Raw genomic sequence first — 26,304 nt, 5'->3', positions numbered from 1 at the left:
CGCATCCGGTCTTACGATCCACAGCACGAAGGCTGAGCGAACTTCATGAAATCATCGAGATCCCGTTCCCGTTCCAAGGGCAACCGCAACCGGTCCCAAGGCAATCAAGGCGGCAATGTTGTTAACCGTGTGTTCGACAGTTCCGGCCCGGAAGGCAAGGTGCGTGGCACACCGCAGCAGATCATCGAAAAATACAATCAGCTTGCGCGTGATGCTCAGCTGAGCAACGACCGGGTGGCGGCAGAGAACTTTCAGCAGCACGCGGAGCACTACACCCGTTTGTTGAGTGAAGCGCAGCGCGAGATTGACGCGCGTCGTGAAGAACAGGAACGTCAGAACCGTGAGCGGCAAGCCGAGCGGGATCGTGAACGTGCGGAGCGTCAGGAACGCGAGGCGAGCCAAGCCGCAGAGCAGCATTCGCAACCCGAGGGTGATGTGGCCCCGCAGGAAGGTGACAGCAATCTTGTTGAAACACCCGAGAGCCAGCCAAAGCCCAAACGGTCGCCGCGTCGAAAACCACGCCCAAAACCCGAGGCACAGAGTGACGCAGCACCTTCTCATGCTGCTCCGGATGGTGATGCGCCGACCGGTGGGGATGACACCCCGAAAGCCGCCGAGTAAAATGAGCCCGGGCCTGGTTTTCAGGTCTTGGCAATTTCTCGGGCAAGGGCGCAAAACCCTTCCAGCGGTATTTGTTCGGCGCGATCGGTGGGTTTCAAGCCGGCGGCGATAAGCCGGTCTTCGATATCCGGCGCAGTCCCCTTGAGAGCCGCGCGCAACATTTTTCGACGTTGATTGAAGGCTGCGGCAACCACCCGGCTGAGTACCTTTGCGTCGGCCGGGTAACGGGGCGCATCCAGCGCATTCAAATGGACGACGCTGCTCGACACCTTTGGCGGGGGCGTGAAGGCTTCGGGGGGCAGTTGCAAAACGATGCGGGCGTCCGCGCGCCATTGCGCCAGTATGGCAAGGCGCCCATAGGCTTTGCTGCCGGGGCGGGCCACAATGCGTTCGGCCACTTCGCGTTGAAACATCAATGTCAGGCTCTGCCAGAACGGCGGCCATGCGCTGGGGGTCAGCCAGCGTACCAGCAATTCAGTGCCCACATTGTAAGGAAGATTGGCCGCAACCCTAATGGGCGGCGTCAGATGGGCGAGGGGATCAATCTCAAGCGCGTCACCTTCGATGACGGTCAGGCGGTCTCCGTAAGCCTGCGCAATCTCGGCAAGAGCGGGCAGGCAGCGCGCGTCCTTCTCTATGGCCAGGACGTGACGCGCGCCTTCAGATAAAAGCCCGCGTGTCAGCCCCCCGGGGCCGGGCCCGATTTCGAGAATATCGCAACCGGTCAGATCACCGGCCTGCCGCGCGATTTTCGCCGTGAGGTTCAGGTCCAGAAGGAAATTCTGACCCATTGATTTGCGCGCGTGCAGATCGTGCGTGCGGATCACTTCGCGCAGCGGGGGAAGGGTGTCGATCTTCGCCATCCCTTAGGGCATTCCCGCCAGTTTGGCCGCAAGCTTGATGGCCTCGATCATGCTGGTCGCATTAGCGACACCCCGACCGGCAATATCGAAAGCTGTCCCGTGATCCGGTGAGGTCCGCACAAAAGGCAACCCCAGGGTCACATTTACCCCGCGGTCAAAATCCAATGTCTTGATCGGGATCAGCGCCTGATCGTGATACATCGCAATTGCCGCGTCATAGCGGGCCCGTGCTGCGGCATGAAACATGGTGTCGGCAGGCAAAGGGCCCTGCAAATCAAACCCTTCACCCTGCATTTCAGCAACCAGATCCATGATCCAGATCTGCTCCTGACGCCCCATGGCACCGCTTTCACCGGCATGGGGGTTCAGCCCGGCGATCGCAATCCGCGGCGGGTCAATCTTGAATTGGGTGCGTAACGCTGTGGCCGTGATCTCGATGGTTTCACGCAAAAGTTCGGGGGTCAGCGTGGATGGAACATCCTCCAGAGCAATGTGAATTGTCGCGGGCACCACACGCAATTGGTCGGAGGCCAGCATCATCACGGCCCGTGCGCCACCTGCCAGTGCGGCCAGATATTCGGTGTGACCGGGATACTGGAATGCCGCGCCATCGATCAGTGCTTTTTTGTGAATGGGCGCAGTGCAGATCGCCACCGCATCGCCGGACCCGACCAGTCTGACAGCCTTGGCAATCACGTCAATCACGCCTTGCGCATTCGCAGGATCAGGCTTGCCCGGGATTGCCGGTTGCGCAAACTCCTGGGCCAGAACGGGCAGGGCGCTGTGACCGACCCGCCTGGCCTGCGACGGATCGTCGATGATCTGATGAGGGAAATGGTCAGGCAGATGTCTTGGGTCACCCATCCAGACCATGGGAACCTGCCCCTTCAGCGCAGCCCATGCCTTTGCTGCGATTTCGGGACCTATGCCCGCAGGTTCTCCGCAGGTGATGACAACGGGCGCTGCGGCACCGGTCATGGGTCTACGATACGGGCATCGGCGCGTAGTTGGTCCAGCAGGCTGTCGGCATAGGCATTGAGGCGACTTGAGCGCAGGGCATTGGCCACATCTTCGCGGGCGACTTCCTCATTCACAGCCGATGTCCGACCACAGAGCATCAGAAAAACCAATGTCTCTCCATTGGCCCGTGTCAGCGCCGTGGAGATTTCATTGGGGTCCAGTTTGCTGAGTTCAATGGCGATGTCCTGCGGAATCTCGGAAGGTGTTTTGGTGCCGCGTTCCAGAACCTCCTCAGGCTGACCCTGTGCAATCCCGTAGAGGTCGTCGCAGACATCGACGTCTTCCCGCAGCTTCGCGGCCTTCGATAGTGCGGCGTCCGTCCGACCGCCGGGGATGTAGTAGGCCGCGTATTCAATGGCGGCATATTCACGTGTCGGTGCGCCTGTCTCCTCGATTGCTCTCAGCTGAAAAAGCGCCACGGCTTCGGGGATGGAAATCGGATCTGTCACCTCACCCGGTGCAAGCGCCAGGATCAAGGGCCGCAAGACGGGGGGTAGTTTGGAGAGCTCCTGCCAGGGCAGGCGGCCCCCGGCATCGCGCGACGCGGTTGCCGAGTATTCCCTGGCGAATTCGGAAAACTGTCCCTCGGATTCGGACGCTGCAATCAATTTTGCGATTTCTTCGACTTCATCGCGGTTTTCGGGGGGCGCCGGAATGATGATTTCTGACACCAAAACGCGAATCCCGCTGGTGCCACCGGCTGAGCCGAGGGCATTGTCGATCTCGTCTTCTGATACCTGTACCCGTCCCCCAAAGCGCGCCGCGATCAGATCACGCCAGGCAATGCCCACTTCCACGAAGTCACGAAAACTCTCTTCGGAGACGCCACTGTCTTGCAGGGCGGAGATGAACTCATCCTTGTTCATATTGGCGCGGGCGGCGAATTCCTCAAGCCCGGTCTCGATGCCTTCTGGTGTTAGCTCCAGACCCGAAGCCTCAACGGCCTGCGCCCGCAACCTTTCATCAACGAGACTTTCGATAACGGCTTCGCGGTTAGCGCCGGGGGCGTTGAGCAGACGCAGGAACAGCTCGCGCTGCTCTACTTCGTATTCGGTCACAACGTCATCATTGACCAGAATCACGGGATCAAACAGACCCTGCGCCAACGCCGGTTTGCCCAATGCCAGACCCATTATAAGGCAAATGGCCGTTCCAAATTTGCTCGATGCGCGCATTGTTCTCATTTCCCGCATGTTCTTTTGTAGCTGTCGGTGCCTTTTTGTGCCGAGAAGCCGCGTAACCCGATGGATAAGCCCAAAGTTGTCGACGGTGCAAGGCTTGACGAATTTGTATAGCGCCGGTCAACCGAAAACGCGACTGATACACATTCGTTATTATATGTGAACCCGATCCCGGCGCTGGCGGCGCGATCAAGCGTCAGATCGTACCGCCAGTCAGCGTTAGCGGTCCAATGGCGGTCAACGCGGTAGGACCCATCGAGCGCGATTTCGGCAAGGTTTTCCAAGCGGTCTTCTTCGAGATCCTGGGTCAGCCAGACATAGCTGCCGCCCAATCGCGTACGTTGGCCCGAATAGTCGCCCCTGATTTCCGCTTTGGCAAAATTGAAGCTGTCATCGAACAGCGACCGGGCGGTGATGGCCCAGCCTTCCGGAGACTTGAATTGTCCGGCCACCAGAAAGTTCGAGGAGATGCCTTGCAATCCGGATGTCAGTGTAAAATCCTCATCCGCTTCTTCGCGCAAGACCTGACCGAGGGTCAGTGAGGTTTCATAGCCCTGCGGATCAAAGCGTGCCCAATTGACTCCGATTGCAGCCGACCGCCCCCGTTCGCGGCGATCTGTCTCGGGAAAGCGCGAGAGCGACACGAGATTGCCGCCATCAAATTCAACCCGCGTGCTTTCTTCGTTTGGCACGTTGACCCGATCACCACCCACCCATGCCAACTGCACGATTGGCTCCAGAAACTGGGTGACGCCACCGGGATCGTTTCGGGTCATCGGAAAGCGAAATGCAATTGCGCCGTGGGGGCTGAGCTGTGTTTGTGTTTGCCGCACGGTGCTGTCCTGGGTGATGTTGAAAACATCGGCGGTCGCGCCAATGGTGACATCTGCGCGAATGCCTGCGGGCAAGGTCCAGCTGCGTAACCAATCTGCCTCAGCGCTGAGACGGGACACATCTCGTCCAATGATATCGACATCAGAATAGCGATAGTGGCTGTGCGCGTTCGCACCCAAACGCAACTCTCCGCCCAGGGCTTTTGGAAACAGCCGTTTCTGATAGACCGCGTCGCCTACAATGGTTGGCAGATTGGCATTGATGTCGCCATCCCGTAGCGATTTGAAGGCCGTGACCCCGAAACCGATAAATTCATCGCGCCGCGCGCGGGTAACGGATATCGCGCTGTCGAGCCTGTCTTTTCCGGAATACCCGTAGTCCACGAGGTAGGCATTGTCCGTGGTAATTTCGATGTCGAATTGCAGCCTGAAGTCATTTTGCAGATTGAAGGCGCCGCTGCCAAAGACGTAACCACGGGTCTCACCGGATCGGACATCGTCGCGGCTGATGGCGCCGTCGAACTGGATACGCCCGTTCACATAGGCCTGTCGGTAGCGCAGTTCCAGCGTGCGCGTACGTGTCGATATATAAGGCGTGACCGTGATGTCGCGATCATCTGCAAGGCGGATGAAGTAGGGAATCTTGATGCCAGTTCCCAATCGTGAGTTGGTGCGCAATGATGGTATGAGGAACCCGGTTGCGCGGTCCACGGACGGATCAGGCAGGCGTAGTTGCGGGATGTATAGCACCGGAACGTCGCGGATCAAAAATTGGGCGCCATCGAAGTATAGCTGCCTTTCTTCCTTGTCATGAATGATGCGCTTTGCCCTGATTTGCCAGAGCGGTGGCCGACCGTCGTCGCATATTTGGCAAGAGGTCACGGCGGTTTTGTAAAGCTGACTGTAGCGTTCATTGGTGCGCTGAATCTGCACTGCTGCCAGTTGCAACTGATCATTCAGGATCATCCGGGCCCCGGTTAGCAGTCCGGTCCTGAGATTGGCGTCCAGTTCTGCGGCAGACGCCAGCACTGTGATGTTTTCACCATCCTGCATGGTGATCGGGCCAGTGATCGTCAGGGCACCTTTGCTGCGATCATATCGAATTTCCGAAGCCGTCAGTCGCGTGGTGCCCTGAAAAGCTTCTACATTTCCGCGCGCAACCAGCACGCGTTCGGCAGTTATGAAAATCTCATTGGCAATAAGAATGGCAGGATCAGCGGGAGGATCCTGCGCCCAGACGACTCCCGGGTGCAGGAAAAGGAGGCAAATCAGGAGGGCGCGTCTCACGTCTCAGCCGTCCTCTGCGTGCAAGAGCAAACCAAGTGCCAGCAGAATTGCCGCCACGGGTGGCATCCAGGCCGCGAGGTATATCGGTATCTGCCCGTTTTCGCCGAGAATCTGCGCAAAGCTGCGAATGAAATACAAACCAAACCCCAATAGCACCGCGGCCAGCACAGCAACGCCGGTCCCCCCAAATCGGGTATGCCGCATGGTAAAGGCGCTCGCAACCAGAACCATGGACATCAAAAACAGCGGGCGCGCCAGTTCGGACTGAAACCAGACGCGATGCAAACGGGATGAAAAGCCCGCCTGGTCAAGTTGTTCGATGAACGTGGGCAGTTTCCAGATCGAAATCGAACTGGGACGTCCGAAACTCTCGCGAATGCGTTCCAGGGTCAATGTTGTCGGAATGACATATTCATCATGGTATTCTGCTTTGGCCTCTGCGTTCACGCCGGGGCCTAGAGGCCAAAGCTTGGCTTTGCGCAGGAGCCAGCCGCCGGCTTGTAGCGATGCGCTGTTTGCCGAGACCCGCTGGATCGGCCCACGACCGGGCGCGTAGCTCAGGAACGTGACATCATAGAGCACCGAGGCGTCGGCATTTGATCGCCACGCACGGATCACCGATTGCCCGTCATCGCCTCCCTGACGCAGCCATAAACCTTCGCCGGAAATCGAAAGTGTGGAAGCGCCGCCAGTCCGGTAGCTCTCTGCCAATTCGCTGTATTTCTTCGAGGTTCCCGCAACGATAGGATTGAGCATCGTGACCGCAAGAATGCCGATGGTCATGGCCACCGCAACCGGTGCGACGAGCGCCTTCAGGGCTGACCGCCCTGCCGCGCGTGTCGCAACAAGTTCAGACGACCTTGCAAGGCTGACGAAAAGCGCAATTGTCGCCAGAATGATGATCAGAGGCAGGATTTCATTTACCGTTTGGGGCGCGTTCAGAAGCGTCAGGCCGACAATCGCGCCGAAGCTGACATCCAAATCCCCAAATGTCCGTGTCTGATCGACAAGATCGACAAGTGCGACAAGCGAAAACAAAACAAGCGTCAGGAGCAGAAAACTCATGGCGAACCGGCGGGCGAAATAGAAGTGCAGGATCACGAAGGGCTCTCCTGCAACTTGCCCGGCGCCCGACGTTGCCATTTGGGGCTCGCGACATACCACAACATACCAACCGCCAGCAGCGTCCCGAAGAGCACCGGCAAATACAGGAGCGGCCAAAGCTCCGGATCATTCCTCACCGGGTTTTGCAGGGTTGATCGTGCGCCGTTGATCAGCAGCAGCAATCCAAAAGCCACGACAACTTCGCGCCAAACGCCAAACCGAGAATATCCCCCGATCAGCAGCGTTGTGAAACCGATCATGGCAGCCACGATGCAAAACATGGGCTCGGCGAAACGGGAGTGAAACTCTTCTGCTATTTCACCGGGGCTTTGGTTGGTGAGCCGCGACAGGCGATCGAAAGGCGAGAGAAGCTGTGGTGTGATCATGTTGCGGACTGTCAGGTTATTTGACGCATCATTGCGGATGAGAGAGCTGATATCAAAAGAGAAATCCCGGAACTCCGCGGTCGACAGACGGTTGTCATCCGTGGCGAGCCGCTGCGCCGTTCCATCCACCATGATGAGTGTGGTCAAATCCTGTTTGCGAATGAGATAGGCTTCGGAGGCCGTATAGATGACGCCTTCGTCGGCATTGCGCCTATCCGAGAGGAAGACATCATGCAGAACCCCATCCTCGCTGATCTCGCGGGCGTAAAAGGTAACCGATGGGGAAGGGTGCAGGAAGGCCCCTTCGGTCAACAGGCGTGACGTGGCATTCTGCGATATTTCGGCTTCCCGGTCGCTGAGTTGTTCCAGGGCCAGTGGTAACAGAATGTGATTCAGGATCGAGGCCAGCAGAAACACGATGACGCCAAATACAAAGAAAGGTCGCGCCAGTCGAAACGGCCCCGATCCGGTCGCCTGCATCACCGTCAATTCGCTCTCGTTGTTGAGGCGGTTAGTGACATAAACCGCAGCGCAAAAGGCGGCGATGGGCAGCACTGTAGTGATCAGTTTGGGCAATCCGAGCGCTGTGAATTCCAGAAAGACCAGCGCTGATTGTCCGTCGCTGATCAGACGGTCAAAGAGCACAACCGCGCGATTGATCCAGAAAACGGCAACGAGCACCAACGAAAAGAATCCAAATAGAATCAGCAGTTGCGACAGGACGTATCTGTCGATTTTGCTCACCTCTGTCCCCTTCAGAATGGTCGTTGCCTGTAGGAGGACGATAGACCAATAAGGGGCGCTCGAAAACTGCTATCTGGTCATTGGCGGAAGCGCGCGTTAGGTCTTTTCCATCGCGAGCCAACGTAGGGAGGTCTGATCGTGGGAAGCGCGCTTTTTTACCATCTGACCCGCCGACCGATGGAAGACACCCTGGCCATGCTTCTGGGCAAGGCAACAGGTGCCGGAATGCGGGTTGTTGTGCGCGGAACCGATCTGGGGCGGATGGGCTGGCTTGACGAAAAACTGTGGCAAGGCGCGGATGATGGGTTCCTGCCGCATGGACTGGCGGGTGAGGCCCATGAAGCCATGCAACCGGTCTTGCTGACGACCGGAACCCAGGCACCCAATGGCGCGACCTGCCTGATGACGGTCGATGGGGCGGCACTCGTCGATCAGGATCTGGAGAGCATGGATCGGGTATGTGTGCTTTTTGACGGCAATGATCCCGTCGCATTGGACCTGGCACGATCGCAGTGGAAAAACCTCAAGTCATCAGGGGCGTCGGCGCAGTATTGGTCCGAGGAATCGGGTCGTTGGGAGAAAAAGGCCGAAACCTGACACAGGTGACGTCCCGCGTGCTCAGCGCGTCAACACCAGTTCACCATTGCTGATCTCGATGCGTCCCCAGCGCTGAAGGTAGGTCATGCCCAGAAGGCTGTGGGACATCTCGGCTTCATTTACCACCGCTGTCAGGTTTTCGTCGGTAACAGGGCCAAGCGTCACGGTCGCCAGCCGGACGGGTGCTGTACGAACCTCTCCGTTGGCGGTCATTGCGCGGCCAGAGAAATTCAACCTGTCAGGGGTCAGACCGGCGGTCATCGCATCGCGGCGCGTCAGCACCATTTCAGTCGCGCCGGTGTCGAGGACAAATTGAATCGGTGCGCCGTTGACCCGGGCTGCGATGTAGTAATGGCCATCGGGGCTGCGGGGGACGATGATCTTGCCTTGTTCTTCAAAAACCGTCTGCTGAGGCCGCACCGTGTTACTGATGTCCTCCCACAGACCGAAGGCAGCGATGGCCCCGAGAAAGATGAATCCCCAGACCGCCGCGTGCTGCAGGGTCTTGTTCATCGACTGACGTGATTGCGCGAAAAACCAGCCGACCACCATCAGGCCAAGCAGGATCAGGTAGATCAATCTGCCAGTGTCAAAGCTGTCCACGCGATACTCCTTCGGGCTTCGCTTTGAATATAGGCACGATGGTGTGTTTTTCAGCCCGAGGCGGGGCCAAATCCGAAAGCGCTCAGCCCATCAAGGACAAATTGCACGGAAAGCGCGGCCAGCAACATGCCCAGAAGCCGCGTCACAACCGTCACACCTGTCTTGCCGAGCGCGCGCTCGATAGGACCGCTGGCGAGGAAAAACCCAACGACGATCACCATCACGATGCCGGTGGCCCCCAATACAACGGCGGCGCCTTCCAGCCCGGGGCGCTGGCCCATCAGCAGAATGATCGAGGCAATGGCACCGGGACCGGCAATCAGCGGGATGGCAAGCGGGAAAACGGAAGGGTCATTGTGCTCCTCCTCGCTCTGATCCTCCCGCCGCTTGGTGCGCCGCTCAAAGAGCATGTCGAGCGCTGTCAGAAAAAGCAAAATACCCCCGGCCACCCGGAAGGCCGCCATTGAGATGCCGACGAATGACAGGATCGCTTCGCCAAATGCGGCAAAGGCAAGCAGGATGGAGACGCCCACACCCGTGGCCCGCCATGCAATGCGCCTGCGCGCCGCATCTGTCATGCCTTGGGTCAATGCCACAAAGAGCGGGGCCAGACCGATGGGATCAATCACGACAAACATCGTTACGAAGGCTGTTATGAAAAAGGCGGTATCGATGGTTCAGTCCAATCTTTCTGGGTGGGTTCCCGGCGGGCAATCAATTGAGTGGTCAGGGCGCGCTGGCGCGTTCCAGCTTTTCCAGAGCATTCATCCAAAGTGTCTCAGCGCGATCCAATGCGTCCATGACTTCAGCATATTTGCGGTTCCAAACTTCCAGCTCACCCACTTTGCCATCTTCGTAAAGGACCGGGTCGGCGAGTTTCCGGGCCAGTTTGTCGCGCATCTCGTTCAGTTTCTCAACACGCGCTTCGGATTTGCGGGCTTCCGATTTCAGGGCCAGCATATCCTCCCGGCTCGCGCGTCGCGGCTTGGGGGCCGCGACCGGTTTCTTGCTCGACTTGCCAGTTGGTTTTTCGGGCGTCAGCAGCATTTTGCGGTAGGCTTCGAGGTCGTCCTCATAGGGTCTGACTGTGCCGTTCGACACCAGCCACAGGCGGTCGGCAACCATGGAGAGCAGATGCATGTCGTGGCTGACCAGGATCACGGCGCCGGAATAGGCGGTGAGCGCCTCGACCAGAGCTTCGCGGCTTTCGATATCGAGGTGGTTTGTCGGCTCGTCGAGGATCAGCAGATGCGGCGCATCCAGCGTGGCCAGCAAAAGCGACAACCGCGCCTTCTGCCCGCCGGACAGCCGGCCCACTTCGGTCTCCGCCTGATCCGGTCCAAGGCCAAAGCCTGCCAGTTGTGCGCGCAGTTTCGAATGCAGCACGCCCGGGCGCGCCGAAATCATATGCTGCAACGGCGTTTCATTGATATGCAGTTCTTCGACCTGATGCTGGGCGAAAAAGCCGATCCGCAGTTTGTTGGACCGCACGGATTTACCCGCCATCAGCGTCAACCGGTTCGACAGTAGCTTGGACAGGGTTGATTTGCCCTGACCGTTCTTGCCCAGAAGGGCGATGCGGTCGTCCTGATCAATGCGCAGGTTCAACCGGCTGAGCACAGGTGTGTCGGTGTACCCCACGGAGCCACCTTCGATGGAGATGATAGGCGGCGACAATTCTTCCGGCTCCGGAAAAGTGAAAACCCGTTTTGCCACTTGTTCAGGGCTGGCGATCATGTCCATTTTTTCGATCATTTTCAGCCGGGACTGGGCTTGTTTGGCTTTCGATGCCTTGGCTTTGAACCTATCCACAAAGGCCTGCATGTGATCGCGGCGCGCCTGCTGTTTTTTGGCCATGGCCGCCTGCACGGCGCGCTGTTCGGCCCGTTGCCGGGCGAATTGGTCATAAGGTCCCTGATAATAGGTCAGGCGACGCTCATCGAGGTGCAGGATCGCGCCGACCGCCCGGTTCAGCAACCCGCGGTCGTGACTGATGATGATCACCGTATGCGGGTACCGTGCGAGATAGGCTTCCAGCCACAGGGCCCCTTCCAGATCGAGGTAGTTTGTGGGCTCGTCAAGCAGCAACAGATCGGGCTGCGCAAAGAGCACGGCAGCCAGTGCCACCCGCATGCGCCAGCCGCCCGAGAAATCCGAACAGGGCATCTGCTGCTCGGCGTCATCAAAGCCCAGTCCTTTTAGGATGGTCGCTGCACGCGCCTCCGCCGACCAGGCGTCGATATCGGCCAGCCGCGTCTGGATGTCTGAAATACGCGCCGGATCTTCTGCGGTTTCAGCCTCGCGCATCAGCGCGGCGCGTTCCGTGTCTGCTTCGAGCACGGTATCGATCAGCGAAGTTGACGAAGACGGCACCTCCTGTGCCACGCCGCCGATTTTGGCCCGGCTTGGCAATGAGATGGCACCGCCGTCGAGACCCAATTCGCCGCGAATGATCTTGAACAGAGTCGTCTTGCCCGCGCCGTTGCGCCCGACGAGGCCCACTTTGTGCCCGTCCGGAATGACAGCGCTCGCGCCTTCAAAAAGCGGGCGCCCTTCGACCGAATAGCTGATGTCTGAAATGCGTAACATGGCGGCTCCACTGAACCACGTATGAAGACATGTCAATGAGCGCTATGGGATATGTGGCAAAGAACCAGCGGCGGCGGTGCGCGCCGCGTTTTCGACTTCACGTGTCAAACGGTCGAAAAAACAGCATGGGAAGGCCCCGAAGCGCGCTCAACAAAGGCCTTTCCCCCTGCAAAATCCCATGATAGATGCGCCGCAAATTAACCCCTGCAGGAGACCTCTCATGGCCCTTGAACGCACATTTTCGATCATCAAGCCCGATGCAACCCGCCGCAATCTGACCGGCAAAATCAACGCGAAGTTCGAAGACGCGGGCCTGCGGATTGTGGCGCAAAAGCGCATTCACATGACCAAGGCGCAAGCGGGTGTCTTTTATGCCGTGCACGCCGAGCGCCCATTCTATGATGAATTGTGCGAATTCATGGCCTCTGCCCCGGTTGTCGTCCAGGTTCTGGAAGGCGAAAGCGCCATTACCAAGAACCGCGAAGTCATGGGTGCGACAAACCCCGCAGACGCGGCACCAGGAACCATCCGCGCTGAATTCGCCGAAAGCGTTGGCGAAAACTCCGTTCATGGCTCGGATGCACCGGAAACAGCGGCCATTGAAATCGCCTATTTCTTCTCGGGTATGGAGTTGGTCGGCTAATTCAGCGGCCACCAGATAGTACCGCCAAGGGGTCAGCTTATGGGTGGCCCCTTTTTTCGTTCAAGGTGCCGCGCGTACGCCGATCCTGTCCATCATTTGCTCAAATGCGCTGAGTTCCTTGTCAAACGACTTGGCCTTGATGGCATCGAAGCGTTTTCGCAGGGCCTTTTTTTCTTCACCCTTGCAGTCGTTCCACGGTCGGTTCTGCAAGGCCATGACGAGGACATAATATCCAATGAAATGGGGTTTCGACCCTGCGCGCAGAAGTCTGGCGTAGGTTTCATCCGCGCCCAGAGCGCGCAACTCTTCGGCTGAATTTATGCCGGCCTCCGCACAGGCGGTCTCATAGGCTGGACCAAGATTGCGAATGGAGGAAACGGGCGTGCTCATAGTGGCCGAGATTGGCACCTCAATGTCGATTTGTCACCACCAAGGTTGCGTTAAAGGCTCGCGTAATCGGTGATGGGTGGTGGCGGCGGCGTCTGTTTGCTGCCCTGCGCCGGGGGGGCGGCGGGCGGTTTTTGGGGCTCTTTTTGCATCGTACCTTCCTTGCGGCGCGCGGTAACCCTGCGCTGAGGATGCAAATATGTGCTTGTTTTCTGCCGGTTACGGGGCGTGCCCGTGGCCAGAAAATGTCATTCAAGGTGAATTAGAAGCAAATCGGTAAATGGTTTCCTGCCGATATTGCGCGCCTTGGGCCAGGATGACCGGTGCAAATGCGCTGCGATTTGGCGCATCTGGCCAGCCTTGGGGTTCAAGTGCGATGCCTGCGTAGGGCTTAATGGTTTGGCCTGGCAAGGCGCTGGGCGCAGAACTTGGCAGGCCGCTGCCGTTGTAGATCTGCAATCCGGGTTCGGTGGTCAGAAGGTTCATCCGGACGCCGGTAGCGCCAACCAGCGTGGCGGCAAGACGCGGCGCTGCAACCCTGTCGTGCGACAAACACAGATTGGCATCAAGGGGGTGTTCAACCGAAAGGCTGCGTGTGTGGCGGAAGTCATACCGCGTGTCCGCCACAGATGCGATCTCGCCTGTTGGCAAGCCGGTATCGTCAACGGGAAGGTAGCTGTCGGCCTGGATTTTCAATCTGTGCCCGGAGATATCGGGGAGATCATCCAGAGACCAATAGGGGTGATGCGCAACATTCACGACGGTTTTCAAGTCGGTGGCGGCCGTGATGACCAATGACAGGCTGCGATCAAGTGTCAGGGCATATCGCGCCGTAAATTCGCGATGGCCGGGCAAACCGATAGCACCGTCGGGCAGCGATAGAGCCAATGTCACGCTCGAAGGGGTCTGATCCGTGACCTGCCAGTCCCTGGCGTGCAGGCCCTCTTCTCCACTGTGAAGACAGGTGGTGCCCTCGTTCGAGGGCATTTGGTAGACTTTGGATCCAATCCGAACACGACCGCGCGAAATGCGATTGGCAACCGGTCCCACCAAAGCGCCCGCATAGATCGGGCAAGATGAAAAAGAGTCCCTATCCGCGAATCCCAGACACAGACTGTGGGTAACGCCCTTGATCCATAACCCAGCGAGCGTCGCGCCGCGTGGCAAGATATGTGCCTCCATTGTATTGGAGGTCAAAATGATCATGCGCTTCAGGCTCCGGTTGCTTTGCCTGAGACTTTTGCCAGTTGACCAGCCTGAGGCCAACCCCCCGACGCAAGACCTAAGAGCTTGGCAGCGTCAGGGGGTGCGGTCGGTACTCCTGCTCGAGATAGACCTGTGTTGGTTCTGCATGGCCGATGCCAGCATTAAAGATAAATCTCTTCAGTAACTCGGTTTGAAATTCAAACTCGCGGGCGCGGTCAGAGAATCCGGCGGGCAGGTGATCTTGCGGTTCAACCTGCGCGTATTCCAACTCGCGGCACATGTTAAGGAGAGGCAGACAGATATCGGCCAGCACATTCGTCGCCAGCTTCTCAGCATAATTGACATATGGTTCAACGAAACCGACGTCCGGGCGAAACGCGACATTCAACGCACCGAGAAACTCCTTGAAGCGGAAAATGGCATTTCGCATGCCGTCCTTCACTTCCATGATCAGCACATGGACACCGTAGAGCGAGAGGCCGGGCAACTCGACCAGAAACTCGGGCACCGACAGGACATGTGCGCCATCTGGAACGGTGGAGAGGCATTTGCGTATGGCATGGGCGAGCTTGTCGACCAAGACTTGGCTGAGATCACATTTGTCCTGAAAGGAAACCCGATTGCGCAAGCCGCGCGCAAGTACTTCGCAAGATCTCACGGAAATCGTATTGTCAGGTTTCAAAATCAGATTGATCGAAAGCGTTCTGTCCGACAAATCCGAGGCCAGTTGTATGGCGTCATGTTGATTGGTCATTAATGCCACCCGTGGGTTTAAATGTTTCGCCCACAATGAACGTATTTATGAACACATTCGTAAACGGTGCGTACGGTACCCGTTGCGCAGCCCTTGGAAAGAACTTATTGCCTGCGTAGCCTGTGGTTGAAATTACCTCAAACGCATTAATATTTTGCAACTAGGGGTTGCCAAAGGCAGGTTAAAGGTGGGTATCATTGAGAGAGTGCAATCTGTGATTGCGACTGGAGCGGGGAGTGGCGCTGGTGGACGGGGCTGACAACGAAGAACTCACAATCATTGGGATCGGCTCTTCCGCCGGAGGTCTAGAGGCTATCCGCGAATTGGTTGCAACTTTGCCGACCGACCTGTTGGTGGCTTATGTGGTGGTGCAGCACATGTCGCCGCATCACAAGAGCCTGATGACCGAACTTGTCGCCCGGCAAACCAGTCTCGCCGTCCGTGACGTTGTGGACGGGGCGGTGCCGGAACCCAATGTTATCTACGTCACGCCGCCCAAGACCGACGTTGTCTATGACGAAGGCAAACTATGTCTTGTGGACCCAAGCCATGAAGTCGCCTCTCCGAAGCCGTCGGTGGACCGATTTCTGCTGAGCCTCGCCGACAAGCATGGCGAGAAATCCATGGCGATCATCCTTTCTGGGACAGGTACTGATGGGGCATACGGGGTGCAGGCCATCCGCGAGGCTGGTGGTATTACCATTGCTCAAGATACCGAAAGCGCCAAATACGATGGTATGCCCATGGCCGCCATGCAGACCGGATGCGTCGATCTGGTCTTGCGGCCGTTCGAGATCGGCACACATCTGCAAAAAATACTGACCTCACCAAGAGATTTCGACGCTTTTCGGCAGGAAGCGTCGGAAAAAAGTCCGTCGTCCGACCTGCTGCAAATCCTTTTGGCCCGGACACGTGTCGATTTTCGGGAGTACAAGCAAACCACGATCAACCGGCGTATCGAGCGGCGCATGATCGCACTGGGGATCGACAGTCACGAAGACTATACCCAGTTCTGCCGTGTCAACCCCAACGCCGTGGATGCGCTTTTCAAAGACCTTCTGATCTCTGTCACGCGCTTTTTCCGCGACAAGAGCGAATTCGAAGCGCTGAAAGAGCTGCTACCGGCGCTCTTGAAGAACAAAACCAACACACCCTTTCGGGTCTGGATTGCCGGCTGTGCGACGGGCGAGGAGGCATATTCCATCGCGATTTTGCTCTGCGAGGCGCTGGGCGGCGCCAAGGTGCAGTTGAAGGATCACGTCCAGATCTTTGCGACGGACATCGACAAGGACGCCCTGGAGGTTGCGCGCAAGGGTGTGTACGGAATGGCCGCGCTGAACGATATCCCCAAGGATCTGTCTGACCGGTATTTCATCCAGCAAAATGACGGCATCCGGGTGATCGATTCCCTGCGATCCGCGATACTCTTCTCGGATCACAATGTCTGTCAGGACCCGCCTTTCCAGAAAGTTGACTTGCTCTGCTGTCGTAACCTGCTGATCTACTTTGGAAATGCGTTGCAGCATAAAGTTATGTCGCGGTTTCACTATGCCCTTACTGAAAGCTCGCTGATGTTCCTCGGCACGGCGGAATCTGTGGCGGGCTCGGATGAGCTTTTCATTCAGGACAGCCAGTCCGCCCATATCTATCGCCGCCGATCCATTCGCCGGTCAGAGCAGACACCTTTTTCCAATACCCGCAATCTGCCCAAATCCCGCAGCGTCAAACCAGCGGTCCAGGCGCCGCCAGGCTATTCCACGGATCGGCAGATGTTCGAAGCGCTGGCGCTGGCGCTGGGAAAAAACTCCGTGCTTGTGACGGATGAATACTCAATCGTGCGCATCTACGGCAACGTCAGCTCCTACATCGAGATGAACGAGACCAGCAATCTGAAGATGCATATCGACCTGTTGCGACGCCCGTTCCGAGAGGAAGCGCGGAGTCTTGTCACGCTGGCGCTCAAGAATGGTGAACATCGTTCTGGTGTGCGCCATTTACTGGCCAAGGATGATGACGAGGAAATCAGGCTCGACGTCTATCCGATCATTGCCCGTGACATCAACGAACGCGCCGCCTTGGTGGTGTTCAGCGAGGTTCAGGTTGATCGCGCCAAGGGGTTCGAGAGTCAGGAGCAGTCGGATGGGGACGCCTTCGAGAGCGACCGCATTCGGCTTTTGGAAGACGAGGTTGCAACCACCCGCGAAGCGCTCCAGCAAACCATAGAAGAGCTGGAAACCTCGAACGAGGAGTTGCAGTCGCTCAACGAAGAGCTGCAATCCACCAACGAAGAGTTGCAGGCGACCAACGAAGAGCTGGAGACCTCAAACGAGGAATTGCAATCCACCAACGAGGAACTGATCACCGTCAACGAAGAGTTGCAGGTCACGGCGGCTGAGCTCAGCGGACGGACGGGTGAACTGATGTCGGTGCTTGAGACCGCACCTTTGGCGATCATGGTGCTCGACACCGCTTTGCAAATCTCTCAGGCAACGAATGCCGCCGCCGAAATGTTTGGCCTGTCGCGGCCTGTCTCAAATCCCCATATCAGCCAATGTGTTCTGCCGGAAAACTGCCCCTCACTGGCACCGATATGCAACGAGACGCTGAAACTGGGCGAGCCGATTTCTCGTGAATTCACGTCGAGGGGCGCGCGTTTCAAGCTGACCTGCTCGCCGTTCTTCGACATGCGTGGTCAGATGAAGGGCTCGACCATGGTTGTCTCGGAATTCCCGGGACTGGCACAAGAACTGGAACTGATCCTGGATCATGCTGAAATATTCATGCTGAACCGCACGACCGATGGGACCATTCTCCGGATCAGTCAGAAATCTGCGGCTGTTCTGGGAACTACGCGCCAGGAAGCAGAGGGAAAGAACTTCTTCAAACTGGCGAACAAGCAGACCGCCAAGGCCGTGAAAGAACGCGACAATAAGTTGATGGACAGCAAGTCCGGGCGTCTGCACTACGTCAACTCCGTCAGTTCGCAGACAGACGGGTCGACGGCCTGGATGAGCACGGAAAACTTCATTTTCGCGGACCCCTCACAGAGTTCGTCCTCCATCTATTCCGTTGGAACGGACATCACCAATGTCGTTGCAGCCCGGAACGAAGCCGAAGAGGCTGTTTCCCAACTGCACCTGTTGCAGGATCTGGCGAAGATCGGTTTCTGGTCGCTGGACACAAAAACCAAAAAAATCTACTGGTCCTCGGAAGTTTGCCGGATACATGGCGAGGATCCCAAGAACCCGCCACCTGATCTAGACGGTGGATTGGAGTATTATCATCCCGATGATCGTGATCTCGTCCGCGAGCAGGTGGAACGCGTCATGAAAGAGGGAGGGGATTTCAAGTTCCGGCACCGTATTGTGACCCGGGATGGCGAGACCGTCGAGGTTGAATCCATCGGTCTGGCACGGGCGGACGGAACCGGTAAAGTCGCCAAGATTATTGGCGTTTTTAGATCTTTGAATGAAGTGACCTGATCTGGCGTTGACGTGTGATCAGCCCCGGGATGCGCGGGAAGTGGCGTTGGTTTCGCCTTGACCGCCCAATTAAACCTGCGCATCTATGGAAAAAAATCCAAACGGGAGATCACTCATGAAATTCAAGATGACAACAAGCGCGCTGGCATTCGTGGCGCTGGCGGGTGCTGCGGGCGCTCAATGTACCGAGGTCACCTTTTCTGACGTCGGTTGGACCGATATCACCGCGACCACCGCCGCAACGACCGTAGTGCTGGATGCTTTGGGTTATGAAACAGACATCAAGGTCCTGTCCGTTCCGGTAACCTATACCTCCATGGCGCAAGGTGACGTGGATGTTTTCCTCGGCAACTGGATGCCAACCATGGAAGGCGATATCGCGCCTTACCGCGAAGCAGGCACCGTCGATACCGTTCGTGAAAACCTTGAAGGGGCGAAATATACGCTGGCTGTCAACAAGGCGGCGACCGATCTTGGCATCAAGGATTTCTCTGACATTGCCAAGCATTCGGACGCGCTTGACGGGCAGATTTACGGCATCGAACCCGGCAACGATGGCAATCGTCTAATCCAATCCATGATCGACGCGGACGCCTTTGGCCTGAGCGGGTTCGAGGTAAAAGAAAGCTCCGAGCAGGGCATGTTGGCGCAGGTGGAACGACTGTCCAAGAAAGACGAACCCATCGTCTTTCTCGGTTGGGAACCGCACCCGATGAACGCCAATTTTGAAATGGGCTATCTGACCGGGGGGGACGATTTCTTTGGCCCGGACCTGGGCGGAGCAACCGTCTACACAAACACCCGCGCGGGCTATAGCGCTGAATGCCCGAATGTCGGCAAGCTGCTGGGCAATCTGAAATTCACCCTGGCCATGGAAAATGAAATCATGGGCGCGATCCTGAATGACGGCACCGAGCCTTCGGATGCCGCCAAAGCATGGCTCTCGTCCAACCCCGATGCCTTCATGGCATGGCTCGATGGTGTGACGACCGTCGACGGTGGCGACAGTGTTGCGGCTGTGAAGTCCGCACTCGGCCTCTAAGGCCCAAACTCCGCTCGTAACCACGGGCGGAGTAACTGACGATCCGGGGTAGGGGGCATGAATTGCTGGACTGGCTGACCGAAACAAAAATACCTGTTGGCAAAAGTGCGGCGGCGTTCTTTGATTGGCTTCAAACCAATGGTGAGTGGTTCTTTGATGGCCTCGCCGTTGTCATGGAGTGGATGATTGACCAGATCCTCTGGCTCCTGCAGACACCGCATCCCTTTTTGATCATCGCGGTTTTCGTGGGCCTGACTTGGTTTCTGCAAAGAAGCTGGAAGGTCTGCGTCTTCGTCGTGCTGGGGTTCCTGTTCATTCTTAACCAAGACTACTGGGAAGAGATGACGGAGAGCATCACGCTGGTGCTTTCGGCCTGTGTCGTCTGCATGGCCATCGGCGTGCCCATTGGCATTGCAGCAGCGCACCGGCCACGGCTCTTCCAGGCGATGCGACCTGTCCTCGACCTGATGCAGACGCTCCCGACCTTTGTCTATCTGATCCCGGCCATCGTATTTTTCGGTATCGGCATGGTGCCTGGGCTGATTGCCACGGTGATTTTTGTGGTTCCAGCCCCCATTCGGCTGACCCACCTGGGGATCAGCACGACCCCGAAGCCACTGCTGGAGGCTGCGGATGCATTTGGCGCGACACCCATGCAAAAACTCTGGAAGGTCGAATTGCCCTTTGCCTTGCCCCAAATCATGGCCGGCTTGAACCAGACCATCATGTTGTCGCTGTCGATGGTTGTGATCGCGGCGCTTGTGGGCGCAGATGGATTGGGCGTGCCTGTCGTGCGCGCGCTTAATCAGGTAAACACGGCTCTGGGATTTGAAAGTGGTTTCATCATTGTGGTGGTCGCCATCATGCTCGACCGCATGCTGCGGGTGGATCGCAAATGACAAATGCCGTCGAGTTCGACAATGTGTCGATTGTGTTTGGCGAAACACCTGAAAAGGCATTGCCCGATATGGATGCGGGCAAATCCCGCGCCGAAGTCCAACAGGCCACCGATCAGGTGCTGGGCGTTCACAACTGCTCACTCGATGTCCCCTCGGGAGAGATTCTGGTTCTGATGGGCTTGTCCGGATCAGGAAAATCGACCCTGCTCAGGGCGGTCAACGGATTGAACCCTGTTGTTCGGGGGGCCGTGCGGGTCTTTGATGGCGCATGGTCGTGCGATGTGACCCACAGCTCTGCCGCTGATTTGCGCCGTGTCAGGCGGGAATGCGTGTCGATGGTATTTCAGCAATTCGGGCTGCTGCCATGGCGAACGGTTCGCGAGAACGTAGCACTGGGACTGGAATTGGCCGACGTTCCCAAACAAGACCGCTATGCCCGGGCAGACAAGCAACTCGACCTTGTTGGCTTGTCCGATTGGGCTCATCGCAAGGTTGGAGAACTTTCGGGCGGCATGCAGCAGCGTGTCGGCCTCGCCCGTGCCTTTGCAACCGATGCGCCCATTCTACTGATGGATGAGCCATTCTCAGCGCTGGACCCGCTGATACGGACACGCCTGCAGGACGAATTGCTGGATTTACAGCGGGACCTTCAGCGCACGATCATATTCGTCAGCCACGATCTGGACGAAGCCTTCAAACTGGGCGACCGGATTGCCATCATGGAAGGCGGGCGTATCGTTCAATGCGGCACCCCGCAGGAGATTTTCTCCAATCCCGTGAATGACTATGTGGCCGATTTTGTTGCTCACATGAACCCCTTGGGGGTTCTGCGTGCCAGCGATGTCATGGAACCAACGGCCGCGAAAACGGCTCAATCTGTTCCCATAGATATGGATGTTGAGACAGTGATGCGCCAACTGTTGGAGACCGATGGACCGTTGGGGGTTGAGCAGGATGGCGATCTGGTGGGGCAGGTCACCAAGAGCGGTGTCATCGCCCGCATTCTGGACCCTCGCCAATCCTCCTGAACTGCGGCTTACTCCTGAATGCTTTTGAGCCAGTTGACCAGATCGACCACGGGTTGACTGGTCATGATCGGCTGTCCGCTATCTGTTGAAATGGCGACATCGCTGCCTTCAAAGAACCAGCCATAGACGGGCATTTCACTGCCATGGCTGACCAATGGGTCGCGCCCGTCGATACGTTTGACCACCCTATATGTCGGAAACGCGCCGCCAGCGGAGGCAGCAAGCTGCGTCAGGTTTGCCGGCTGGACCAGCAATACAGGTGCCATCGGACCATTGCCGACCGCTTCTGCGCCATGGCAGGCGGCGCAATGTAAGTTGTACAGTTTCTTGCCTTCGCGAAGGTCTTGTGCCGTTGCAGAAGTTGCCAAAAGCAGGCCTATGATGAGAAAAATGCGCATGTTTGTACCTCATGATCGGTTTGGACAAACTGTAGATTTTGCGCACGTGATCTGCGTTGATTTACATCAACTGGGGCCCTCTTTAGCGGGGCAGGCCAGATTTTTCAGAGTATCAACGGCGATCAAACCCTTGTGATTTTGCATGGCATTCAATGTGAAAAGTGAACGGCTTCACGACTTTTGGGGGCATCGCAACAAAATGTGAAAATCGTTAACGCCGGGTCTGCGGGCTGGTGCGCGAGCACCTGGCGAAACGGAGTATTTGCGTGACCGATGCAGAGATACTTACTTTCTATCTGGCGGATTATTGGAAAATAAGTTTATTATTTTCAATAATTTGTGGAGTGTTCCATAACATCGTATGCGGTTCTTTGCTTCGCGGATTTTCACCGATCACCGACAGCTTGACGAGCAGTTTCCGTTTCCTCTGAACACTCAATGCAACGGCACGGATCGCATAGGTGACGTAAAGGAAACGACAAACAAGGATAATGGCCGAAATGCGGCACATCCTTGTCTTGATTGTGGAGCGGTGAGTGTGTAATTGATGAAATGAAGACGCGTATTTTAATTAGTTCGAGGTTCACAATGATGAAACATATCGCATTCGCAGGCGCGGTGACAGTAGCGCTTTCAAGTCTGGCACAGGCCAGCACCGTCACAGGAGATTTCGGAGGAACGATTGGAGCACCGACTGGGGCGACCAATATCATTCGCTTCGAAGGTGCCGACACCAACCGTCTGGATTGGGGCGCGCAATCCAGTGGTGGCGTTGTCGTTCCTGAAGATTCCAGTTCCCTGACCATCAACGAAAATCCGTTTTCCTTTGATGCGAGCGGGGGTGGTGAATTCCTTTTGGGTACGATCACCTGGAACAACCAATCCAACTTCAGCACCGGTGGCGACTGGTCGAGCACAGTGAGCCTGTCTCTGAGCTTTCTGAACCCGACCGCCATTGATCTGAATGAATCCTTCGAATTCAGCATCTCTAACACGCCTGACGGTCAACCGACCGCAGAACAGGCCGAGCTGCTCGGGACATTCCCGGATGAGATCAGTGGTTTTGTTCTGGGCGCATCGGCGTTCGACGCGCCGGTTGATCTTGGCGGAGACCTCATCCTGGATTCGGTCTATTTCAGCTTGTTTGACGCTGGTGCCGCCAGCGCCTACAATTCTGAAAACGGTTTTTGGACAAACCGCGAAGGTGGGACATCCACAATCGCCGTATATGGTAGTATTTCAGAAGTTCCGTTGCCTGCGGGCGCGTGGCTGCTGATCAGTGGTCTTGGTGGCCTTATTGTTATGCGCCGCCGGGAAAAGCAGGCCGCTTGAATTTCGTGCCATGTTGGCATTCGGTCTCCGGATGTCGAGCATGGCAGGCAAGCACCTGTAAGGCCCGCGCTTCCAATTTCTGGAACGGCGCGGGCGAGTTTCCTGATAAGCCTCAGCAAACTGTTTGCTGACGGTCGCAAGCATCAGGATGTAACGATAGGCCCTATGGCCTTTTGATGTAACGATTTATTTAAACACTAGGAGTTGACATGAAATACTCTGCATCGATCAAAATGACTCTCGCACTGGCAGCTTTTTCTGCCTTTGGTTCAACCCTACCAACTATTTCAGTAGCAAAAGAATTTGACGTATGTCAGTTGGAAACTGTTCCTGAGTACATTCGAACGCGGATCACCCGCCGCGCTGACTACGCTGAAATTCTGGAACGGATGTTTGATTCCTGCCCTGATGCGGCATTGGCTTTGGTCGAGGCAGCGACCGCTGCTATTGACGACGACAATGATAACGAAGTTGACCGCGGTGACGACAACGGACCAGGTGGCGGCAACCCTCCCGGTGATGATGGTCCGGGCGATGACGGCCCCGGCGATGACGGGCCGGGCGATGATGGGCCTGGTGATGATGGTCCGGGCGATGACGGCCCCGGCGATGATGGCCCCGGTGATTTTCTCGGATAAACCCGGGACCGCCGGCAACCAATTGTTGCTTCGATGAACCAGCCTTCGAGGCACTCAAAAGGACCTTCCCTTGAAGGTCCTTTTTTGGTTTACGCCTCCCAGTTCTTTTTGCGCGACAAATTTTGCTCGTTGGAACTGATCATTACTCAAGACTAGCGCGAAGCGGTTGGGCGATCCTTGATCACGCCGCCAGCCAGCACTGCCTGCCATTGGTTCAGCGAATTGGGATTTTGGAGTTTCAGGAAAGTGTAGCCGGTTTGCTTCCAGGGTACGATCTTGTTCTTGAGACTGTCCAAAACCAGATCGCCGCTTGCGGTCCGAAGCACCAGTACCGCATGACTTCTGAGCTTGTGGTCCAGAACTGTTGCTATCAGAAGGTCCTCGGATGGTACCCCGCGTTCCAGCAGCATTTTCTTTTTCAGAAGCACGAGGTCTTCGCAATCGCCACCTCGCGCTGTCGGCAACGTCCAAAGTTCTTCGCGACCGTATTGGGCCTGATCGTCTATCTGACGTACCTGACGGTTTACCTGCCGATTGATCGCTTTTGCCAGGCGCAATGTTTCGTTCGCGCTCAAATTGCTGCTCGCCGATTGTGCACACACCCAATTGTATTTCGCGCAGATTCCGGTGAAACCCGCTGGTGCATTGATCGACTTTTGCGGAACGAGGAATTTGCTACTGGAAGATGCCTCGGCGTGGCTCGCGGTCAGACCTGTCAGCATGGTCGCCATTGCCAGAGCCAGTATGCCGCTGGCAAATTTACCACCCTTCGCGCCGCTCGGCCAACGACTAGCTCGGCGATATAGGGTGTAGCCATCCTGCGTCTTGCAGGGTTGGTCCGATTGAACCAAAGGTTCAGTGCGCTTTTCTATAATGGCCACTTGTGAATCTCCGAAGATAGCGTTCCCCCGACAGAGCATCTCAACAGAATCGGGCTTTGAAGTGTCAGCAATGTGGTTATCAACAGAAGATTGTTACGTTTCGGTCAGTTTGGACGAAAGATAAATAGAACCATTCGACGAAACTTTAAATTAACTATTCGGAATTGGAGCGATATTGCGCGTATTCCCGCGCATCCGTTATCAGGACGGATGCATTGAAACCAATCGGTGAGACGGGCAAGCTGACACAAGGACTGGTGGATTATGACGTATTCGTGCCAAGATGCTGATCAGCGCAATCACGACATCAATCTTGCGAAAACGGATACGCGCATCAATTTGGTTGGGAGAGAAACACGATGGATCTGGAAAAAGGCATTACTGAAAACGGTGTGGGATTTAACGAGACAACCTGGAACATTCTCGGGCAAACCTACTTCCCAAAGGCGGTTTGCGACACAACATTTGCTTTTGAAACGAATTCCAATCCCGGCGATTTTGTGCCGGTCCACATTCATCCAACACAAGATGAATTCATTCTGGTTCAAGAGGGCGAATTGGATTTGAAACTGGATGGTGTCTGGAGCAAGGCAAAGGCGGGCGACATCGTGCGTATGCCACGTGGGGTCCCGCACGGGTATTTCAACAAGTCGGACAAGCCTTGCCGCGCGTTGTTCTGGGTTTCACCCATGGGCAAGTTGAAAGACCTTTTCGAGGCGCTGCATGATCTGTCCGACGTCGAGGAGGTCGTCAAGATTTCCGCCGCTCATGAGGTGGATTTCCTCCCACCAGAAGCCAACGAATGATGTATTTCTAATTCGAATCAGAGCTGTAGGGACAGAGTTTAATTCAACACGACCTTGGGGAAGTAGAATGAAACCGTCCAGTTCGGCATATCGACGATCTCGCTGATCCTCAGGTCACCGCAAACCGAACACAGCATGTAGGCTTCTGTTGCACCCATACCGGTCTCCTTGGTGAGCCAATCAATCATGCCCGTCACGGCGTCTCGGGCAGCTTGCATGAGGTCTTCGCCGATCCCCGTCGTTGCCTGATATCCCTTGGTATCAAAATGGCGCGTCACCGGGCCATCTGTCTCAAACCGCGGGAAGGCAAATTGTGCATCCTTGATCAGCTCCACCTTGATGGCGACATCCATGGGACTTTCGATCGCGGTGCCACAGATTTCGCCGTCACCTTGCGCGGCATGCGTATCGCCAAGTGACAGGAGCCCGCCGTCAACCTCTACCGGAAGATATAGCGTGGTCCCAACCGATGTATCGCGGATGTCGAGGTTACCCCCGACGCGCCGGGGCGGGACAACAGAATGGTTTCCAGCTTCGGCCAACGCCAGCCCGATTGTCCCGACAAAGGGTTTGAGGGGAACTGCCCCACCGGGCCCATAGAGCGCCGGTGTCAATCTGGACGCGTCATATTTCCAGATATGCAGCGCAGGATCGGGGAATTGGTCGGTCAGAAGGCCAAACCCGGGGATATTGGCCGTCCAGCCCCAACCCGAGGGGGCAAATTTCCGAAAGGTCACCGCAACGGCATCACCGGGTTCGGCGCCTTCGATGTAGATGGGTCCCGTCACCGGGTTTACCTTGTCAAAGCTCAGCGACATCAGATCATCCATGGTGGAGGCAGGGCCGAGCTGCCCGCCCGAGCTGTCGATGGTTTCGACCTCGATGGTCTGCCCGGGCGTTACCGACAAAACAGGCTCGATGGCATTGTCCCAGCCGAAATGGTGGGCGTGTTTGTGAATGGTGTGGTTGCAAGCCATGGC

Annotated in this window: 25 protein-coding genes; 10 read left to right on the top strand and 15 right to left on the bottom strand. The window is 56.7% G+C overall.

What is annotated here, in order from left to right:
- The first annotated feature begins 45 nt into the window (after nucleotides 1–45).
- Complete coding sequence (locus Q0802_RS01260; protein WP_298912408.1) at nucleotides 46–621, top strand: DUF4167 domain-containing protein; 576 nt, start codon at nucleotides 46–48, stop codon at nucleotides 619–621.
- A gap of 20 nt (nucleotides 622–641) precedes the next feature.
- On the opposite strand, the gene rsmA is transcribed toward Q0802_RS01260, so the two are convergent.
- The 6 genes from rsmA to lptF are packed head-to-tail and all read right to left on the bottom strand — an operon-like array spanning nucleotide 642 to nucleotide 8,039.
- A complete protein-coding gene (gene rsmA, locus Q0802_RS01255; protein WP_298912405.1) occupies nucleotides 642–1,484 on the bottom strand; it encodes a 16S rRNA (adenine(1518)-N(6)/adenine(1519)-N(6))-dimethyltransferase RsmA in 843 nt (280 codons plus the stop codon).
- Nucleotides 1,485–1,487: 3 nt separating this feature from the next.
- On the bottom strand, nucleotides 1,488–2,462 hold the full coding sequence (gene pdxA, locus Q0802_RS01250) for a 4-hydroxythreonine-4-phosphate dehydrogenase PdxA (RefSeq protein WP_298912402.1): 975 nt from the start codon (nucleotides 2,460–2,462) through the stop codon (nucleotides 1,488–1,490).
- Nucleotides 2,459–3,679, bottom strand: a complete 1,221-nt coding sequence (locus tag Q0802_RS01245) for a peptidylprolyl isomerase (RefSeq protein WP_298912399.1) — start codon at nucleotides 3,677–3,679, stop codon at nucleotides 2,459–2,461. The genes pdxA and Q0802_RS01245 overlap by 4 nt, the downstream gene beginning before the upstream one ends.
- A 5-nt stretch (nucleotides 3,680–3,684) precedes the next feature.
- Complete coding sequence (lptD, locus tag Q0802_RS01240) at nucleotides 3,685–5,805, bottom strand: LPS assembly protein LptD (protein WP_298912396.1); 2,121 nt, start codon at nucleotides 5,803–5,805, stop codon at nucleotides 3,685–3,687.
- 3 nt (nucleotides 5,806–5,808) lie between these two features.
- A complete protein-coding gene (gene lptG, locus Q0802_RS01235) occupies nucleotides 5,809–6,906 on the bottom strand; it encodes an LPS export ABC transporter permease LptG (RefSeq protein ID WP_298912394.1) in 1,098 nt (365 codons plus the stop codon).
- The gene (gene lptF / locus Q0802_RS01230; RefSeq protein ID WP_298912391.1) at nucleotides 6,903–8,039 is read right to left on the bottom strand and encodes an LPS export ABC transporter permease LptF; all 1,137 of its coding nucleotides are present in this window, start codon (nucleotides 8,037–8,039) and stop codon (nucleotides 6,903–6,905) included. Before lptF ends, lptG begins: the two co-directional genes overlap by 4 nt.
- Nucleotides 8,040–8,177: 138 nt before the next feature.
- Between lptF and Q0802_RS01225 the strand changes: the two genes are divergently transcribed.
- The gene (locus Q0802_RS01225) at nucleotides 8,178–8,636 is read left to right on the top strand and encodes a DNA polymerase III subunit chi (RefSeq protein WP_298912388.1); all 459 of its coding nucleotides are present in this window, start codon (nucleotides 8,178–8,180) and stop codon (nucleotides 8,634–8,636) included.
- 21 nt (nucleotides 8,637–8,657) lie between these two features.
- Here Q0802_RS01225 and Q0802_RS01220 read toward each other — a convergent pair whose 3' ends face one another.
- Genes Q0802_RS01220 through Q0802_RS01210 form a run of 3 tightly spaced genes read right to left on the bottom strand, consistent with a single transcriptional unit; the run spans nucleotide 8,658 to nucleotide 11,828 of the window.
- Entirely contained in the window at nucleotides 8,658–9,239 is a 582-nt protein-coding gene (locus tag Q0802_RS01220) for a TIGR02281 family clan AA aspartic protease (protein ID WP_298912383.1), read from the bottom strand.
- A 50-nt stretch (nucleotides 9,240–9,289) separates the two neighbouring features.
- Nucleotides 9,290–9,913, bottom strand: a complete 624-nt coding sequence (locus Q0802_RS01215) for a MarC family protein (RefSeq protein ID WP_298913529.1) — start codon at nucleotides 9,911–9,913, stop codon at nucleotides 9,290–9,292.
- Between the two features lie 52 nt (nucleotides 9,914–9,965).
- Entirely contained in the window at nucleotides 9,966–11,828 is a 1,863-nt protein-coding gene (locus Q0802_RS01210) for an ABC-F family ATP-binding cassette domain-containing protein (RefSeq protein ID WP_298912381.1), read from the bottom strand.
- A gap of 220 nt (nucleotides 11,829–12,048) precedes the next feature.
- Here Q0802_RS01210 and ndk point away from each other — a divergent pair, with 220 nt between their 5' ends.
- Nucleotides 12,049–12,471, top strand: coding sequence for a nucleoside-diphosphate kinase (ndk, locus tag Q0802_RS01205; protein ID WP_298912378.1), 423 nt, complete (start codon nucleotides 12,049–12,051; stop codon nucleotides 12,469–12,471).
- 60 nt (nucleotides 12,472–12,531) lie between these two features.
- Here ndk and Q0802_RS01200 read toward each other — a convergent pair whose 3' ends face one another.
- The 3 genes from Q0802_RS01200 to Q0802_RS01190 all read right to left on the bottom strand — a co-directional run bounded on the left by Q0802_RS01200 (nucleotide 12,532) and on the right by Q0802_RS01190 (nucleotide 14,818).
- Nucleotides 12,532–12,861: a TfoX/Sxy family protein gene (locus Q0802_RS01200; RefSeq protein ID WP_298912375.1), complete on the bottom strand. Its 330-nt coding sequence runs from the start codon at nucleotides 12,859–12,861 to the stop codon at nucleotides 12,532–12,534.
- Between the two features lie 249 nt (nucleotides 12,862–13,110).
- The gene (locus Q0802_RS01195) at nucleotides 13,111–14,064 is read right to left on the bottom strand and encodes an aldose epimerase family protein (RefSeq protein ID WP_298912372.1); all 954 of its coding nucleotides are present in this window, start codon (nucleotides 14,062–14,064) and stop codon (nucleotides 13,111–13,113) included.
- A 76-nt stretch (nucleotides 14,065–14,140) separates the two neighbouring features.
- Nucleotides 14,141–14,818 (bottom strand): hypothetical protein, encoded by a 678-nt coding sequence (locus tag Q0802_RS01190; protein ID WP_298912369.1) that lies wholly within the window; start codon nucleotides 14,816–14,818, stop codon nucleotides 14,141–14,143.
- Between the two features lie 236 nt (nucleotides 14,819–15,054).
- Between Q0802_RS01190 and Q0802_RS01185 the strand changes: the two genes are divergently transcribed.
- From Q0802_RS01185 to choV, 4 genes are all read left to right on the top strand, one after another.
- Entirely contained in the window at nucleotides 15,055–18,300 is a 3,246-nt protein-coding gene (locus tag Q0802_RS01185; RefSeq protein ID WP_298912366.1) for a chemotaxis protein CheB, read from the top strand.
- Between the two features lie 115 nt (nucleotides 18,301–18,415).
- Nucleotides 18,416–19,342 (top strand): choline ABC transporter substrate-binding protein, encoded by a 927-nt coding sequence (locus Q0802_RS01180; protein WP_298912363.1) that lies wholly within the window; start codon nucleotides 18,416–18,418, stop codon nucleotides 19,340–19,342.
- Between the two features lie 65 nt (nucleotides 19,343–19,407).
- On the top strand, nucleotides 19,408–20,241 hold the full coding sequence (gene choW, locus Q0802_RS01175) for a choline ABC transporter permease subunit (RefSeq protein ID WP_298913526.1): 834 nt from the start codon (nucleotides 19,408–19,410) through the stop codon (nucleotides 20,239–20,241).
- Nucleotides 20,238–21,269: a choline ABC transporter ATP-binding protein gene (gene choV, locus Q0802_RS01170; protein WP_298912360.1), complete on the top strand. Its 1,032-nt coding sequence runs from the start codon at nucleotides 20,238–20,240 to the stop codon at nucleotides 21,267–21,269. Before choW ends, choV begins: the two co-directional genes overlap by 4 nt.
- An 8-nt stretch (nucleotides 21,270–21,277) precedes the next feature.
- Here choV and Q0802_RS01165 read toward each other — a convergent pair whose 3' ends face one another.
- Nucleotides 21,278–21,667 carry a cytochrome c gene (locus Q0802_RS01165; RefSeq protein ID WP_298912358.1) on the bottom strand — a complete coding sequence of 130 codons (390 nt, stop codon included), beginning with the start codon at nucleotides 21,665–21,667 and terminating at the stop codon, nucleotides 21,278–21,280.
- Between the two features lie 591 nt (nucleotides 21,668–22,258).
- Here Q0802_RS01165 and Q0802_RS01160 point away from each other — a divergent pair.
- A complete protein-coding gene (locus Q0802_RS01160; RefSeq protein WP_298912355.1) occupies nucleotides 22,259–22,999 on the top strand; it encodes a choice-of-anchor K domain-containing protein in 741 nt (246 codons plus the stop codon).
- Nucleotides 23,000–23,208: 209 nt separating this feature from the next.
- A complete protein-coding gene (locus tag Q0802_RS01155; RefSeq protein WP_298912353.1) occupies nucleotides 23,209–23,637 on the top strand; it encodes a hypothetical protein in 429 nt (142 codons plus the stop codon).
- Nucleotides 23,638–23,789: 152 nt separating this feature from the next.
- Here Q0802_RS01155 and Q0802_RS01150 read toward each other — a convergent pair whose 3' ends face one another.
- The gene (locus Q0802_RS01150; RefSeq protein WP_298912350.1) at nucleotides 23,790–24,518 is read right to left on the bottom strand and encodes a transglutaminase-like cysteine peptidase; all 729 of its coding nucleotides are present in this window, start codon (nucleotides 24,516–24,518) and stop codon (nucleotides 23,790–23,792) included.
- Nucleotides 24,519–24,877: 359 nt separating this feature from the next.
- On the opposite strand from Q0802_RS01150, the gene Q0802_RS01145 reads away from it, so the two are divergent.
- Nucleotides 24,878–25,324: a cupin domain-containing protein gene (locus Q0802_RS01145; RefSeq protein ID WP_298912348.1), complete on the top strand. Its 447-nt coding sequence runs from the start codon at nucleotides 24,878–24,880 to the stop codon at nucleotides 25,322–25,324.
- A gap of 38 nt (nucleotides 25,325–25,362) precedes the next feature.
- Here Q0802_RS01145 and Q0802_RS01140 read toward each other — a convergent pair whose 3' ends face one another.
- Nucleotides 25,363–26,301, bottom strand: coding sequence for an acetamidase/formamidase family protein (locus Q0802_RS01140; RefSeq protein ID WP_298912346.1), 939 nt, complete (start codon nucleotides 26,299–26,301; stop codon nucleotides 25,363–25,365).
- Nucleotides 26,302–26,304 lie beyond the last annotated feature (3 nt).

The sequence above is a fragment of the uncultured Roseobacter sp. genome (genome assembly GCF_947495275.1).
In the GTDB taxonomy this organism is placed as follows: domain Bacteria; phylum Pseudomonadota; class Alphaproteobacteria; order Rhodobacterales; family Rhodobacteraceae; genus Roseobacter.
Note: the sequence above shows the minus strand (reverse complement) of the source record. Positions and strands in the feature narration are given on the sequence as shown.